Source organism: Paenibacillus hebaui (genome assembly GCF_051934385.1).
GTDB lineage: Bacteria > Bacillota > Bacilli > Paenibacillales > Paenibacillaceae > Paenibacillus.
In genome coordinates this window covers 210,942-226,175 of record NZ_CP196836.1, presented here as the reverse complement: position 1 = coordinate 226,175, position 15,234 = coordinate 210,942, and the positions used below count along the sequence as shown (strand labels likewise).

The following is a 15,234-nucleotide window of genomic DNA, read 5'->3' as shown; positions in this document are numbered from 1 at the left end:
ATTTAAGCCTGTATCCCGTCTCTTACGTTTAACCTCACAATTATCCCTTGATCGCACCAGCGATCATGCTTTTCTGTACCTGTTTGTTCAGCAGCAAATAAATAACAATGGTTGGCAATGTCGTGATCATGAGTCCTGCTCCGATAATACCCCATTGGGTAATATAGGTGCCCACCATGGACATCATGCCCACCGTCAGTGTCTGATACGCCTCATTATTAATAAACGTAACGGCAAACATCAGCTCGTTCCAGCAGGCAAGGAAAGTAAAGATTGCTACCGTGGACACCGCAGGACGAACAAGCGGCATGATGATGAAGAAAAAGGTTCTGTATATTCCGCAGCCATCGATGACCGCCGCTTCCTCCAGCTCACGTGGAACCCCCTTGAAAAAGCTGCCCAATATAAACACCGCCATGGGTATGCCAAAAGCAACGTAAGGGATAATCAACGACCAATAGGTGTTCAGCAATCCCAAATTCTTTAATATGATGAACAGGGGAAGGAGTGCGGCGTGAATGGGAACCATGATGCCCAGAAGGATCAGCGTCATCGTGAAGCCGCTCCATTTCCAGTTCATCCTTGTAATGGCGTATGCCGTCATAGAGGAGAGAATCAATACAAAAATAATCGAGATGATCGTCACTAACACACTGTTAAAAAAATAACTCAAGACATGGCCGTCCGACAACGCCTTGGTATAATTGCTCCAGAGAAAGGATTTGGGGAGTGCTACCACATCGCCGCTAAATATCTCGCTATTATCCTTCAGCGAGAAAAAAGTCAGCCAGACGAGCGGATACATCTGTAAGACGGCTACAATGATCAAAAACAGATGCAACAGTATTTTTCCCACCGGTTTTGGTTTTGGGGACGACAACACCACATCAACTGTACTCAGTTTTTTCACCCCCTACTCGGTCTTGAACCATTTATTGATTAAGACTGTACAGATCAGACATTCCAGAATGATAAAAACGGATATCGCACTACCGTAGCCATACCTGTACGTACTAAAAATGGTTGTATACATTAACGTGCTCGGCACTTCGGTCGTAAACAGCGGGCCGCCGCCCGTCAGTACATAGATCAGATCGAATACCTTAAACGCTCCGATGACCGAAAAGATAAGACAAACTTTGAGAATGGGCTTCATCAGTGGAATGGTGATGGAAAATGCCGTACGCAGACGGGAAGCCCCGTCCATTTTGGCCGCTTCCACAATATCCTGAGAGATCGACTTGGCACCTGCGTACATTAGCAGCATGTGATAGCCAATATACTGCCACAACGTTGGCACAAACGAGGCCGCGAGAGCCGTATTCTTCTGACCAAGCCAATCCTGAGCCAAGTGGGACAGCCCTATACTTTCAAGCAAAGCGTTCAGAAGGCCGTAATCCGCGTTATAGATTTTGGACCATAACTGTGCAATCACAACGGTTGAGATCAGAACCGGTATAAAGTAGACCGTGCGATAAAAGCCTTCACCCTTCACACTTGATGCCAGTACAAGAGCCAGCAGCAGTGAGATTGGCAACTGAATGAACACCGATGCACCTGCGAACACCAGTGAATTCTTAATCGAATTTAATACACGTGGGTCTTTAAACATCTCAACATAATTATCCAGTCCGATAAATACACCTTTACCTATGCCATTCCAATCCAGCAGACTATAATAACTGGAGACAAAAATCGGAATGAGTACAATGCCGCAGAACAGTACTAGCGTAGGCAAAACAAATATGGCGATCGTCGTTTTATTGGAAAATACAGTGTTCATTATTGTTCTCCTCTCCAAGTTGCAGCCAGGGATTACCCCTGACTACAATCTTGTATGGGTATTCCTGGATCAAAGACTCAACTCCGTTGGTTTAAGCTGAGCCATCTGTTCGCAGAATTCCTCTGGAGTAACGTCTCCGGCCAAAAGCTGTGCAATCAGATTTTTATGTGCCTCTGCGGATTCCGCGGGCAGAATGTTATCCCACCATGCAATGAACGAAGTCGCTGTTTTCATAATTTCCGCACTGGATTGGTCAAGCGTGGATAATCCGGATGTATCCAGATCGTCCGTGTTCCAGCTCGGAAGCCCTGCACCTGCCAGATAACCTTGCGTGCCGAGCTGCTCGCTCAGATACTTGAGAAACTCAACCGCTTCTTCGGGATGCTGAGTGTTGTTGCTAATATAGAAGCCATCCACGGCTCCGCCGAATATTTCAGTATTATTCCCTTTGCCATCTTCAAATACAGGGAAAGGAATGACCTTCACATTGCCCTTGGTTGCCGAGGATGGATCTTCGATCCCTGCATTTACCCAATTGGCCTGGAACATCATGGCTCCATTTCCTGCGTTGAATGCACCCAGCATTTCATCGTAGCCCATGCTGAACATGCTGCTGTTGAATGCCCCTGCTTTGGCAAGCTCCTGCATTTTGGTTGCCGCTGCAATAAAGTCGGGCGAATTCCATTTTGCCGGGTCTTTAAATGCTTCAATGACCGCTTCATTCCCTGCCTGCCGCATCGCAATGATGTCGTACCAGTACATACCTGGCCAGCGATCCTTTTCCCCCAGGAGAGCCGGGGTAATTCCAGCCGCTTTCAATTTCTCTACCGCATCAAGCAATTCCGTATAGGTGGTCGGCAGCTTGGCTCCTGCCTGCTCGAACAGCGCAGTGTTCACATACAGATTAGCGATATGGGTGTAGACCGGAAGGGTATAGATTTTCCCGTCCTTTTCAATCGCCTCTGCCATCCCTGGGGCCATTCGTTTTTTCAAGTCATCCGTAACATACTTGGTGATTTCCAGCACATTTCCAGACTGGATATATGGCTCCATGAAACTTCCCCCACCCATGCCGTAAAACAAATCAGGTGCCTCACCTGCTGCTATGGATGTCTTGACTTTGGTTTTGTACTGCTCACCTGTTGTGCCTGTCCGTACAATCTGGATGTCGGGATGTTCATTGTTCCATTTCTTGATGATTTGCGGCAATAATTTTGCCGATGGGTCTGTATTGCCGACGGACTGATCCCATAGCTTCAAGGTAACGCTTCCATCTCCGCCTGAACTTGTCCCCTCCGATGACCCGGATGAACATGCGACCAAGCTGCCTGCAATACCCAATGCCAACACCATACCCAGCGATCTTTTTAATAGCGCTTTCATCTTGTGACCTCCCCTAATCAGGTTTTGTTCTACTTGTACTATTTTAGGGAGTCATTTCCAATATTACCATTTAGAAAACGCACAATTCCTTTTAAAATTCAAACATGTTCCAGGTTACGATTTGCGTTGTCTGTACTCATTCATGGATCTCCCTATGCTTTTTTTGAATAACACACTAAAGTAATGCGGGTCCGCAATGCCGACCTGCTCGCCAATTTCATATCCTTTTAATTGTGTCTGCTTCAGTAAGATCTCTGCCCTTTTCATACGCAAATTCGTAAGGTACTCTACAAAGGTTTTTCCCGTTTCCTTCTTCATCAGCCTTCCTAAATGACCTGGACTGACAAAGAAAGCCGCTGCGGTATTCGCCAGGCTGATATTAGAATCGCTCATATGATCTTCCAGGTATGTCTTGACCTGGCTGATCAGGTTGTCTTCCTTGGTCTGGTTCTTGGAATATACCGTTTCGGATACATATCGGACGTAACTCTCCAATCGGGTTAACAGTTCCGGGAGATGATCGACGGTAAGAATGGAAACCAGCGTTGCTTTGTTAAACACCTGATCACTTTCAAACTGCTGCTCCATTGCCGCTCGCTGACATTCCGTAATGACATCCATTGCTGCCAGGCGAAACTGTGACACACTCGAAAAGGATACATCAAAAATAGGATGCAGGGCTTCAATTGCACGCGCTGAAGAACCAACACTGATGTAAAATTGTAATCGCTGAAGAAGATCAGCGTTTGACCGATATGACTGCTCCTGGTTATCCACAATATCCTCGAAGCAGACCACCTGATTTTTTCCGACAAACGATTGGTATGCCAGAGCGCGGCAAGCTTCCTGATAGACTACCGGTGCGTCCTCTACAAGACCATGCTTTCGTCCAATCCCCATGCTCACAGCACAGGGATAGGAAGTGGTCAGACGTGAAATGAGCGCTTCGCCATCTTCAATAAAATCCACCCCCGGAGTTAAGCTAATGATCACAATCCGGTTTCGAGTATCCGTCAAACGAATAACACCCGGTTCTTTTTCATAAAATGCGTCTATTTCGTTGCTGCACTCCATGCTGAGCAAAATCAACTGCTCCTCTGTCTCTTTGGCTGATGCCGTTGAAATTTCAATAACAGCTACCTGAATGCCATCGGTCTCCAGAAGCATCGGAATATTAAAATAGGCCGCTTTCTCTCGAATTTCTGCCTGTGTGGGGAGTAAGCCATTCAACCATTGCAGCAAAAATTTTTCCCGGAGATACGGAAAGTTGCGTTCCAGATCTGCCCTGAGCTTCTGGATCTCCTGCTCACGCTTTCGCTCATCATCAATCATGACTCTCAGCTTGTCTGTCACCGTAAGCAGTTCGGTTGCACGAATAGGCTTCAATATATAATCCACGATGCCTATTTGAATGCTTTTGCGTGCATATTCAAACTCATCATGTCCTGTGACCACCACGATTTTAATATCCGGATACTTCTCCAGAATCACTCGGCTTAATTCAATCCCATCCATGTTGGGCATATAAATATCGGTAAAAATAATATCCGGCGGCTGCTTGTCCACCAAAGCAAGGGCCTCTTGTCCGTTCGAAGCTTCGCCCATGATCCTCATGCCTTGTTCTTCCCAATCAATGCGCATACGAAGCAAGTTCCGTATCAGATATTCATCGTCTACAATCAGCACGTTTAATTGTCCCATGATGCCTCCGCTCCATTCGGTATTCTAATCATGATGGTTGTTCCTTGTCCTGGTTCACTATGAATCGTGATGCCGTCCTGTATTCCATAGAACATTCGCAAGCGTTCCAGTGTCCCCCACAGGCCAAAACTTCTGATTTCGCCTATCCTCTCCGTATGGAGAATCTGATCGATCTCTTCTACCGACATGCCAACACCATCATCGGAGATGGACAGGTTCACGCCACCCTTTGTTTTGCTCGCATGAATTTGGATGGTTCCTTTCGTGCCTTTTGGGCGAATGCCATGGTAAAGTGAGTTTTCAGCCAAAGGTTGCAGCACAAGCTTGGGGATCAGCGTCTGTAGGCAGCCCTGATCCACATGGAATTCAATCTCAAACGTATCCTGATAACGTGTTTTCTGAATTTTCATGTAGTTCCTTACAATCTCAACTTCCTCCCCAAGGGTGACCACATCACGACCTTTGCTGACACTCATGCGATAATACGTGCCCAGCGCCTCCAGTAGCTCGCATACCTGATGATTGCGGCCGGACAGGGCCAGGGAAGTGATGGAGTCCAGCGTGTTATACAAGAAATGCGGTTTGATCTGGGCTTGGAGTGTACTCAGTTCAGCTCTGCGGATCATCTTCTGTTCTTCCATCTTGCGTTTTAACATCTGATCCATCTGTTCAATCATCTGGTTATACCCCTTAAATAGCTGTTCAAATTCATAACTGTTCAGTTCCACATTCACTTTTCTGAAGTTGCCGCTTGGTGCTTTGTTCATGGATCGCAGAAGTTTATGAATGGGCTTGATTATACTGTTTGAAATAATGAACGAGCTGACAAAAAACACCGTTCCGTTGATGATTAACATCACCAGCGCCAGTAACACAAGTGACTTGTTACGGGAATCGACCCTGTCATACGAATTCATACTGATGAACTTCCATTGTTCATTTCCATCCGCGCGATACGAGACGGCATATTTCTGTGATCCGTTATTCAGCGTTAGCGATCCTGAGCTGCTCTGCTCGAAATGCTGCTCCAGTTCATCTTGGTGCCCAGCCAGAATGTCCTGAAAAGAGGTATTGTCTGGATCAACGGTGGAGTTATCAACAATGATCTGATTATGCTCATCCAGAATGGCCATCTGAAATGAATCCTGATTGATGAGGCTGGCGTAAGCTTGAGCAAAGGACTCACCTTTGATATTCATCACAAGAATCCCAAGCTGGGAGGTATTATCGATATCCCGAATCATTCGAATGAAGGAGACAAAAGGTTCATCATCCGCATCGGTGGAAACAGACTCGTTTCCATTGCGAATCAGCACATATTTCCCCTTATTGCGCACGACCTGTTCATACCACGAGGTTTCCTCAACGTTCGCATTCAGAAATGAAGGCAGTTCCTCTGTCCCGATGGAAAATCGATGTCCAGAATTGTCATAAATATATACCGAATCAATCATTGGAACCGCTTGCATAAGATTCACCAAATATGTACTGACCTTGGCCTGGGTTTGCAGGTTGGCATATACGTCTCCTTGTCTTAGCAGATTTTGCAGGTTGTGATCCGAGAAAATCATTTTGGAATAGTTGTTTACATTGTCAATAATCAGCTCCACATTGGTCTGGATGGAAGTAAGGGTTTGCAAGGAGGTCTCATTGATTTTTTTCTGGGCCGAGTTTGCAGAGATTTGGATGAGTACCCAATAACTGAATGCAACCGTGAGCAAAATGATCAGAAAGTAGGCAAATGGTATTTTAAAGGCCAGTTTTTTCGGTTTGCTGCGAATAAAAGAATGCCATTCATTCATCTGTTTTATGATCACTGTATTCCCCCCACTCGATATGACCTAGTTCTGCCGTCACCATATATCATTATAGCCGCAGCTCCGTTTAACTCAATGTACGATATGTGGCGCACTCCGTTAAATAACTGGGGTCTGCATGAGCCATAGATGCCATTCCTCCGTAAGTTGGATATAATTTACTGATGGGGATTGCCTTTTTTATATTTCTGATGCCAACCTACAGTGAATCTTGTAGACAGCATTATTAATTTCTAAAACTCTTTGCACTCGTTTGGGTCCTGTCCCCACAACCGTTTTTCAATATATGCAATAAACCGCTTGGCAGTCGGAGAAATATGGCGATCCTCTCTCCACTTCAAGCCTATTTCCCAATGCCAACCCTCATCGGTAATCGGAATCCACACCATCTCATCCAACATCAATCCCATAGTCCTAGGCAGGACAGATACACCGAGATTTGACTTAATAAATCCGGCTACTGTGATTAAGTCCTCGGCTTCATATGCCGAATCAAGTACAAAACCAGTATGTTGGAAACGCGACATAATGGTCGCTTTTAATCCGCAGTTGTTTTTCAAACCAATGAATGGCTCACCCGACAACTCTGCCAAACTCAAAGCTGAACGATCCGCTAAATGATGCTGGGAGGATACAACAATATACAATGGGACCTGCCGGATAATTATCCATTTATGATTGTCTAAAGTGGATTCCTTCGATGTAATCATAAGATCCGAGCGTCCTTCTTCCAAATGTGCATCTATATCTCCTAGATTCCCTTGTGTCAATTCAAAGCGGACTTTGGGATATTCTAATTGATAGCTTCGGACTAAATTGGGGATTAAATCAACGCCAAGGATATTGAGATAGGATAAAGTAATGACCCCCGTATCCGGGTTAGACCATTCTTCGATTTCTTTTACGCCATTTTCAATGTTTTGCAGTGCTTTGCCGATCCATTTAGAGAACATAGCGCCATTACGGTTCAGCTCCACATTTCTCCCATTACGCTCAAACAAGGGAGCACCGATTTCGTTCTCAAGTTTGGCAATCGCATGACTGAGCGCCGGCTGAGTAATACCGAGTGCCTTCGAAGCCATCGTCATGTGCTCTAACCTTGCAACCGTCATAAAATACTCTAATTGTGTGAGCTCCATTATATGACCCTCTTTACATTAATATTATTCATCAATTTCATTATTATAATAGATTGGACGTTATAAAAGGGTCAAGTGTAACATTATATCCAGCCCCTCTTGAACATTGCCTAAAAGTTTAAGGGACTGAGCGCTGAACAGGCAGATTCAGTTATTCACTATAAGGAGGAATAGATATGAATAGAACATTTGAGTACTCGGCAACAGAATTTAAAGGCAAGAAGGTGCTTGTAACGGGCGGAACAAAAGGAATGGGACGAGCTGTTGTAAATAGACTGGCAGACAGCGGAGCCACAGTTCTGGCAACCGCCCGTTCCGTATCTGCTGACTTGCCAAATTCGGTTAAATTTGTTCAAGCAGATCTTGCGTCACCTGAAGGGGTTCAGCAAGTGATTGCAGCGGTGAAAGAACAACTTGGCGGTATCGATATTATTGTCCATTGTGTAGGCGGCTCATCTACTCCACCAGGAGGAGCACTTGTACTTAGTGATGAAGATTGGCTACAGGCGTTAAATTGGAATCTTCTCGCCGCAGTTCGGCTTGATCGCGGCCTTATTCCATTAATGTTGGACAATAAATCAGGTGTTATTCTTCATTTCACCTCAATTCAAAGAAGATTGCCTCTTTATGAAACGACATTAGCTTATGCAGCGGCTAAAGCTGCTCTCGCGAATTACAGCAAAGGGCTGTCTAATGAATTTTCTCCCCGTGGCATTCGGGTTAATTCATTGTCTCCTGGTTTTATTCAGACTGAGGCAGCAGATGCGTTAATTGACCGGATGGCAACTGCAACAGGAAGCAGAGAAAGTGCGCTCCAGCAGCTTATGGATTCGCTCGGAGGTATTCCAATTGGCCGGCCAGGATTTCCTGAAGAAGTCGCTGAGTTGGTTGCATTTCTGGTTTCTGACCGTGCAGCATCCATAACAGGAAGCGAATATGTCATTGATGGCGGAACCATTCCTACCGTTTAATTATTCAAACTAACTAAGGGGGAGAAACAATGGAAATCGTTCAAATTCCTACTGTGATCCGTAAATATATTGATGCATCGAATCAGCCCAATCCGGAAGCATTTGTAAATTGCTTTTCAGAAGATGCCGTTGTGTTGGATGAAGGAAAAAAGCGGATTGGGAAAAAAGAGATTAAACAATGGAGTGATCAATATCATTTTGGAGCAAACGTAACGTTAGAGCCTAAAACAGTAAAAGAAAATAACGATGAGGTTGTTGTAACATGCAAAGTGGAAGGAACTTACGACAAAACAGGTCTACCCGATCCGTTATTGCTCGATTATCATTTCCGTATTGTAGATGATAAAATTGGGAGCTTATCCATTTTTCTAAACGATTACAAACGAGATTAGAGAAAACAATCGGACAAGCTGTTGATCACTCATGATACTCTAGCTCCAGCCGCTTTCCGGTTCGGGAGATCTCTTGATTAGGATGGAAAGAACCAAAATATCGCTAACAAGGGGCGTCCCCCGTCATGTCATGCTCATGACTTTTGGGACAGCCCCTTCGTTTGGGTCAAATCAATTGGAAGAAAATCCGTTTCTTAAAACTCTTCGTACTCGCTTGGGTCCTGCCCCCACAACCGTCCATTCTCACGATTATAAGAAGAGATGACCTACATCTCCTTCTCACTCAACTCGAAATCAAAAATATTGATATTTTCTTGTTGGTGTTGAAGGGAGCTTGCTTTAGGAATAGGAATTGAGCCAAGCTGGGTATGCCAGTTCAAAATAATCTGGGTGCTCGTTTTTCCATGAACTTTTGCAATGCGGAGGATCTGTTCATCTTTTACGATATCCTGTACAACATCCTTCCCACGTCCGATTGGACTCCAGGACTCGTTCACAATCCCATGCTGTGCATCCTGTTTCCGCTGGTCTTCTTGGTCAAAAAACGGATGCAGCTCGATCTGATTCAGGCTCGGGGCTACCCCTGTCTCTTTAATCAGACGGTCACTCACAAGCGCTTGAATCAATTCGACACCACTGTCGCTGATCCCTTCAGCCCTCCGCTCTGTTCACCCGGTAAGTCAACCTCTCTATAGAGGAAAGTCGCCTCTTCATTCAAGTGAAGAGATGGTCTTGGCCGATAATGGCTGATTGCCTATGAAGTTCTTAATAGCCCTAGCAGCCTGTTTGTACCCACCAGCGTCACGTAGCGTTTTCCCAATAACCTCTGCATGTTCCCTGTAGGAGACATTGCCGAGCACCTCTAATACAGCGGATTTCAGTACATCGGACGTAAGGTTATTTTTATCCACGATTACCCCTGCTCCCAGCTCCTGCACCCGGCTTGCTACACGCGGCTGATCCGAGGTTAACGGGAGCATGATCAACGGTACATTGTAATACAAAGCTTCGCTTGTACTGTTCATGCCTGCATGTGTCAGAAAAGCATCTACACCCTGCAACACTTCCAGTTGAGGAACATAGGGTCTTATGATGAAATTGTCAGGAATGAGATCAGCAATGGGCTCTATATCGGTATCCTTCCCAGAAGACAATATAAACTGCACAGGCAAATCACGAAAGGCTATAAAGCAAAGCTTATAAAAATCTAGATCTTTATTTAAAATGGTTCCCATCGAAATATAAACCGCCTGTTTATAAAGAGCATGCAGAGATTCGTTTGCAAAGGCTGGCGCATCCTTGCGGGGTATAATAGATGGGCCGGTGAACACAAAGCTGTCATCCAGCTTCTCCCCCATGGGTTGAAAATAACGGCTTGTATAGACAATTTTCAGTTGCCCTGGAGGCCCTGAAAGTTCCGCTAGGGAAGGCGCAACCACATTGAACCGGGAAGCTACTTGCTGGGACATTTCCATGATGCCGTTATATAGCTCCTTCACCTCCTCCGAGTCATCCTTCAGTTGATTGTCTGATCCAAGAGGCTCCACGAAAACAAAGGTGCTGGTTGAGCATACCGTTGGTATTCCTAGCTTCTCTCCTAAAATTTGTCCTCCCCAGCCTATTATGGAGTCAAAAATTAAATAATCGTAGGTTTCATCATTTTCGACCAGATTCATGACATCCGGAATAAAACGTTGAATAATTTTTTTCAACATCATATATAAAAATTGGTAAGGATGTTTGAGTTCAAATGGCTTCATACCAGGGTTGTTGAGCAGAGTTGCCTCGTTGAAGGAGTATGCTTTAAATTGTGCGCCTATCGCTTCAATCTTCGTCCGGTATTTTTCGGTACAACAATAGACGACTTCATCACCGTTCTCTACCAGTTCCTTGATTAATCCGAGCGACGGATTGATATGGCCTTCTGCAGGTATCATCACAACTAATACACGTGCCACGACACTCACCTCCATTAAATTTTCCAATCATCAGAGCGAGATATAATACCCATATCTTCATAATGATATAAAATAAAATCGTGCTGGAACCTTCACCCTAGTGGATATATTATACATTATTTACATTTTTGACAATAGAGTACATAGTCACTTTTAAACAAAAAAGAAGCACCTGAGAGGGTGCTTCTTCGTAATAAAACAAGACCATGGAAGCAAGGGAATAACTTTTCCATGCCTATAACTTCAATAAATTTGGATAACCTATCTCAATATCCCCGTGAAAATTCCTTACTTTCTTTGAGTTGAACGATATCATGACCCGTTGGATTTTGGAAAGCTCGAAGGCCAAATGTCGGCGCAACCGCAAAGATGTGATCAAAGATATCCGCCTGAACTGATTCATACACTCCCCAGGTGATGTCATTGCTGAATGCATAGATTTCGAGAGGCAGTCCGTTATCTCCCGGCGCTAGCTGTCTCACAATCAACGTCATATCCTTATGAATTTTCGGATGATTCCTCAGATATTGATGGATGTATTCTCTGAATACACCTACATTCGTAAGCTGTCTGCCGTTCACAATGCTTTCTGTATTAATGTGGTGTTCCATGTTGTATGCGTTGATTTCATCTAATTTTGTCGCGATATAATCGGTAAGGTAGTGGACTTTCTGAAATTCCCTAATCATGTCCTCGGTGCAGAAGCTTATGCTGCTAGTATCGATATAGACGCTTCGCTTAATCCTTCTACCGCCGGATACTTGCATACCTCTCCAATTTTTAAACGAGTCCGAGATGAGGGCGTAACTTGGAAGCATCGTGATCGTTTTATCAAAATTCATAACCTTTACCGTGTTTAATGTAATATCAATGACGTCGCCGTCGGCATTATACTTGGGCATTTCAATCCAGTCACCGACACGCACCATGTCATTCGATGATAATTGAATGCCTGCCACCAAGCCCAGGATGGAATCCTTGAAAACGAGCATCAGCACAGCCGATAATGCACCAAGGCCACTGAGAATAATTAACGGATTTTGACCGATGAGGCTTGAGATGACGATAATGCCCCCAATGATGTACAGGACAATTTTAGCGACCTGAATATATCCCTTAATCGGTCTGATCTTGGAGACTTCATATGATCGATAGATGTCATCAAACACATTGAGCAGCGCGTTGAGTACCGTAATCATGATAACAATCATGTATGTCATGGCAGCCTTCTCAATCAAGGCCTGATAGGATGGAAAAATGTAAGCAGAATAATAGATAATGATCGCCGGCACGAGATGCGACAGCTTGTGGAACAATTTTTTCTCCACAATGATATTGCCCCATTTGTACCGGTTGTTGTTGACGATATGATTAATCGTCTTCAGTACGATTTTTTTGGCGATAAAATTGGCTAGTATGGAGATCACCGCTATAAAAATGACCATGATTATATTCGAAAGATATCCAATGGATGGTTCACTCATGCCCAATCCGTCTAGTTGATTTTTAATAAAGTCCATTGTTTCCTCCTAACGCAATCTAGTTTAGCCTACTATTATAAAGTAGATTGGGGTGCTAAGCAAAATGTGCAGCTCGCTCTCCACCAATACTCCACATTTAAACAAGGTTAAAGGGTCTGCCTATTTTCTACAATTATGATTAGTGATCTATGCCCTTCGAAGGTCATTTATTATACTATCTGTTACTTTACTCTACAAGGAAAAAGGCCCCTAACATTCTATAGAATGATGGGCCCCGTTCTGCTTTATTTCAGTCATACATCATGAGAAATATCCAATAATTCACTTACCGTGACCAGACGGTACCCTTCCGCGACCAGTTCCTCCACCAGTATACGAACAGCCTCCACCGTCTGGAAACGCTCCCCGTACCCGTCATGGAACAGGAAAACGCTGCCGGGCTTCACCGTAGACCGGGTATGCTCCAGAATGTGACCAACACCAGGATTGTCCCAATCCTTCGCACCGCCGTTGACCGCACCAATCGTTCGGTATCCACGCTCTGCAGCCATGGACAAGATATCGTCATTTACGCCAAAATACGGCGGTCTGAAACACTTCGCTGGTTTCCCTGTTACTTCTCGTATGAGGTCTTCCGCACGTCGCAGTTCCTCTCCGGCTTGCTCCAGCATCAGCTTGGTTAGATCCGGATGTGTGTACGTATGGTTTGCAATCTCATGCCCTTCGCGGTGCACCTCAGCCACAATCTCCGGGTAAGCCTCCATCTCCTTGCCAATCATGAAAAAAGTTGCTCGCCCTCCTGCACGGCGGAAAATCTCAAGTACTTGATGCGTGTATACCGGATGCGGACCATCATCAAACGTGAAGGCCACGGCCTTTTCCCGGACGGATACCTGCTCTATCAACGATATATTGATCATAAAACAACGATCTCCTCTCCATCACAGCTTGCTATGCTAACCCTTATTATTCCATGGGCGAAGACTCTGGTCCAGCCCGGTTAAGCATGTAGGCTTCCGGGCCTGAACGGAACAAATTAAAGTATAAGCAGATCAATTGCCATTGCGAACAGACGGTGTAGAGAAACGCAAAAAAGCAACCGATCATGGTCGCTTTTCTGATGATATCGGTGGAGACGTGGGGAGTTAATCATAATTTCTTTGCAAATTGATTGAGCTGCTCCGACATACGATGAATCTCTTCGATGTAAGCCAAGACCTGTTGAGTCGACGTGGCTTGCTGATCTACGATAGACGCTATATGTTCAATCGATTGACGCATGTCATCCATAGCCCCTTCAAATGCCTTCAACGTATGCTGAACCGTATCCGTGGAATGGACTGATTCATTGGATAGCTTTCGGATCTCATTGGCTACAACGCCGAATCCTCTCCCATGATCCCCAGCATGTGCCGCTTCAATCGCCGCATTAATGCCTAGTAGATTGGTCTGGTCCGCTACTCGTCTGACGATAGCTAACACCTTGTCCGTTTCATTCACCTGTTCTACTGTCTGATAGGCTAGATCCCGAAGCTCCTGAGCAGCCCCAGCCAGCCCAAGTGAGCTATCCGTCACTTGCGAGAGCTGACGATTGGCTTGTGATAGTGAAAGTGAAATTTGATTGGATATGGATATGAGTTCCGTCTGCTTCCTAAGCTGAATCGCAATACCACCGATGACTTTGCCGCTGGAATCGTGTAGTGGCGTAGCCGTCCCTATAAATTCGAATCCGTAAAATTCAGAAGGTACTTCCGCTCGCAGAGCTACGTTGTTTCGAATTGCCTGCATCAAAGGCTCCTCTTGATGCAATACGTAAGTCGATATTTTCACCAGGCCAATACGCTAAAAACTTCTCTGTATCACAGATCGCAATCGATAATTCGGCCGGAACTGCCGCCTTAAACATTGGGATCATTGCAATCGCAGCTTCAAGTGATTCAATGCTATGCATCCTGGTGTCCCCCGCTCTGCACGATAAGTAAATTCCTGTTACGCAACCTCATTTTATCAAACTGGTTATCTATTGTAAATTTTAAGGTTTGGAGTTTTTGACTTGCTTACACTAAGAGCTGGGCATTAGAGCAAAAACCACCAACCAGAACGAACGGGTCGGTGATTTCTACTTACTACTTGGAGGAAAGGGACATCGTCTTCCATTGGTACTTAGAATTTCTCATGGGTATTTTACGCTTATAATAGAAGAAACATATTTAATCACAAAAAAGACCAGGTAGTACCCAATCCTCAGTTGTTGACTGCTTTGGCTAGCAAGTATATCTCTAAGCTCTACATCAATAGAGATACTAAAAAGATCTATTTAAATCTTCAACTGACTATGAATGACAAGTTTATGTACGAAAAAACAATGATGAGCGAATGGAAGTAAGTCCTGGTTCTTGTGCCACGACACCTTAAATCACACAAAATAATTCTGATGCCCTATAGTGCTGGTAAAACTCCAGAATTGTAGGGTTTCTCAAACCTCCTTGTATCAGAACAAACAAAAAAGCACCCTTCGAGGTGCTTCTTCTGATAATACTAATGGAGACAAACCGTGGCTATGCAAAACCACAATTCGCCGCAATTTCTACCTGGTCGGGCTTGCTCAA

General features: G+C 44.7%; 14 protein-coding genes. 2 read left to right on the top strand and 12 right to left on the bottom strand.

Going from position 1 to position 15,234, the window contains the following annotated elements; translation table 11 throughout:
* Nucleotides 1-40 precede the first annotated feature (40 nt).
* The 6 genes from ACR32F_RS01070 to ACR32F_RS01045 all read right to left on the bottom strand — a co-directional run bounded on the left by ACR32F_RS01070 (nt 41) and on the right by ACR32F_RS01045 (nt 7,823).
* Nucleotides 41-841: a carbohydrate ABC transporter permease gene (locus ACR32F_RS01070; RefSeq protein WP_440115357.1), complete on the bottom strand. Its 801-nt coding sequence runs from the start codon at nt 839-841 to the stop codon at nt 41-43.
* Nucleotides 842-913: 72 nt separating this feature from the next.
* Nucleotides 914-1,783: a carbohydrate ABC transporter permease gene (locus ACR32F_RS01065; protein WP_440115355.1), complete on the bottom strand. Its 870-nt coding sequence runs from the start codon at nt 1,781-1,783 to the stop codon at nt 914-916.
* Nucleotides 1,784-1,852: 69 nt separating this feature from the next.
* Nucleotides 1,853-3,166: an extracellular solute-binding protein gene (locus tag ACR32F_RS01060; RefSeq protein WP_440115352.1), complete on the bottom strand. Its 1,314-nt coding sequence runs from the start codon at nt 3,164-3,166 to the stop codon at nt 1,853-1,855.
* 114 nt (nt 3,167-3,280) lie between these two features.
* Nucleotides 3,281-4,867 (bottom strand): response regulator, encoded by a 1,587-nt coding sequence (locus ACR32F_RS01055; RefSeq protein ID WP_440115350.1) that lies wholly within the window; start codon nt 4,865-4,867, stop codon nt 3,281-3,283.
* A complete protein-coding gene (locus ACR32F_RS01050; protein WP_440115348.1) occupies nt 4,855-6,684 on the bottom strand; it encodes a cache domain-containing sensor histidine kinase in 1,830 nt (609 codons plus the stop codon). The genes ACR32F_RS01055 and ACR32F_RS01050 overlap by 13 nt, the downstream gene beginning before the upstream one ends.
* Before the next feature lie 233 nt (nt 6,685-6,917).
* Nucleotides 6,918-7,823 (bottom strand): LysR family transcriptional regulator, encoded by a 906-nt coding sequence (locus tag ACR32F_RS01045; protein WP_440115346.1) that lies wholly within the window; start codon nt 7,821-7,823, stop codon nt 6,918-6,920.
* 176 nt (nt 7,824-7,999) lie between these two features.
* Between ACR32F_RS01045 and ACR32F_RS01040 the strand changes: the two genes are divergently transcribed.
* Nucleotides 8,000-8,794 (top strand): SDR family oxidoreductase, encoded by a 795-nt coding sequence (locus ACR32F_RS01040; RefSeq protein ID WP_440115344.1) that lies wholly within the window; start codon nt 8,000-8,002, stop codon nt 8,792-8,794.
* A 29-nt stretch (nt 8,795-8,823) separates the two neighbouring features.
* Nucleotides 8,824-9,186 (top strand): nuclear transport factor 2 family protein, encoded by a 363-nt coding sequence (locus ACR32F_RS01035; RefSeq protein WP_440115342.1) that lies wholly within the window; start codon nt 8,824-8,826, stop codon nt 9,184-9,186.
* Between the two features lie 266 nt (nt 9,187-9,452).
* Here the strand turns inward: ACR32F_RS01035 and ACR32F_RS01030 are convergent, their stop codons facing one another.
* The 6 genes from ACR32F_RS01030 to ACR32F_RS01005 all read right to left on the bottom strand — a co-directional run bounded on the left by ACR32F_RS01030 (nt 9,453) and on the right by ACR32F_RS01005 (nt 14,576).
* A complete protein-coding gene (locus ACR32F_RS01030) occupies nt 9,453-9,833 on the bottom strand; it encodes an aldo/keto reductase (RefSeq protein WP_440119632.1) in 381 nt (126 codons plus the stop codon).
* Between the two features lie 63 nt (nt 9,834-9,896).
* Nucleotides 9,897-11,144, bottom strand: coding sequence for a macrolide family glycosyltransferase (locus ACR32F_RS01025; protein ID WP_440115340.1), 1,248 nt, complete (start codon nt 11,142-11,144; stop codon nt 9,897-9,899).
* 266 nt (nt 11,145-11,410) lie between these two features.
* Nucleotides 11,411-12,664, bottom strand: a complete 1,254-nt coding sequence (locus ACR32F_RS01020; RefSeq protein WP_440115338.1) for a mechanosensitive ion channel family protein — start codon at nt 12,662-12,664, stop codon at nt 11,411-11,413.
* 254 nt (nt 12,665-12,918) lie between these two features.
* Nucleotides 12,919-13,545, bottom strand: coding sequence for a polysaccharide deacetylase family protein (locus ACR32F_RS01015; RefSeq protein ID WP_440115336.1), 627 nt, complete (start codon nt 13,543-13,545; stop codon nt 12,919-12,921).
* Nucleotides 13,546-13,774: 229 nt separating this feature from the next.
* On the bottom strand, nt 13,775-14,413 hold the full coding sequence (locus tag ACR32F_RS01010) for a methyl-accepting chemotaxis protein (RefSeq protein WP_440115334.1): 639 nt from the start codon (nt 14,411-14,413) through the stop codon (nt 13,775-13,777).
* Nucleotides 14,364-14,576, bottom strand: a complete 213-nt coding sequence (locus ACR32F_RS01005) for a hypothetical protein (RefSeq protein ID WP_440115332.1) — start codon at nt 14,574-14,576, stop codon at nt 14,364-14,366. The genes ACR32F_RS01010 and ACR32F_RS01005 overlap by 50 nt, the downstream gene beginning before the upstream one ends.
* Between the last annotated feature and the right edge of the window lie 658 nt (nt 14,577-15,234).

What these genes read in the sequence shown, in the direction of transcription:
- ACR32F_RS01065 (WP_440115355.1), bottom strand. Translation starts at nt 1,783, where the DNA reads ATGAACACTGTATTTTCCAATAAAACGACGATCGCCATATTTGTTTTG.
- ACR32F_RS01060 (WP_440115352.1), bottom strand. Translation starts at nt 3,166, where the DNA reads ATGAAAGCGCTATTAAAAAGATCGCTGGGTATGGTGTTGGCATTGGGT.
- ACR32F_RS01055 (WP_440115350.1), bottom strand. Translation starts at nt 4,867, where the DNA reads ATGGGACAATTAAACGTGCTGATTGTAGACGATGAATATCTGATACGG.
- ACR32F_RS01045 (WP_440115346.1), bottom strand. Translation starts at nt 7,823, where the DNA reads ATGGAGCTCACACAATTAGAGTATTTTATGACGGTTGCAAGGTTAGAG.
- ACR32F_RS01040 (WP_440115344.1), top strand. Translation starts at nt 8,000, where the DNA reads ATGAATAGAACATTTGAGTACTCGGCAACAGAATTTAAAGGCAAGAAG.
- ACR32F_RS01035 (WP_440115342.1), top strand. Translation starts at nt 8,824, where the DNA reads ATGGAAATCGTTCAAATTCCTACTGTGATCCGTAAATATATTGATGCA.
- ACR32F_RS01020 (WP_440115338.1), bottom strand. Translation starts at nt 12,664, where the DNA reads ATGGACTTTATTAAAAATCAACTAGACGGATTGGGCATGAGTGAACCA.
- ACR32F_RS01015 (WP_440115336.1), bottom strand. Translation starts at nt 13,545, where the DNA reads ATGATCAATATATCGTTGATAGAGCAGGTATCCGTCCGGGAAAAGGCC.
- ACR32F_RS01010 (WP_440115334.1), bottom strand. Translation starts at nt 14,413, where the DNA reads ATGCAGGCAATTCGAAACAACGTAGCTCTGCGAGCGGAAGTACCTTCT.
- ACR32F_RS01005 (WP_440115332.1), bottom strand. Translation starts at nt 14,576, where the DNA reads ATGCATAGCATTGAATCACTTGAAGCTGCGATTGCAATGATCCCAATG.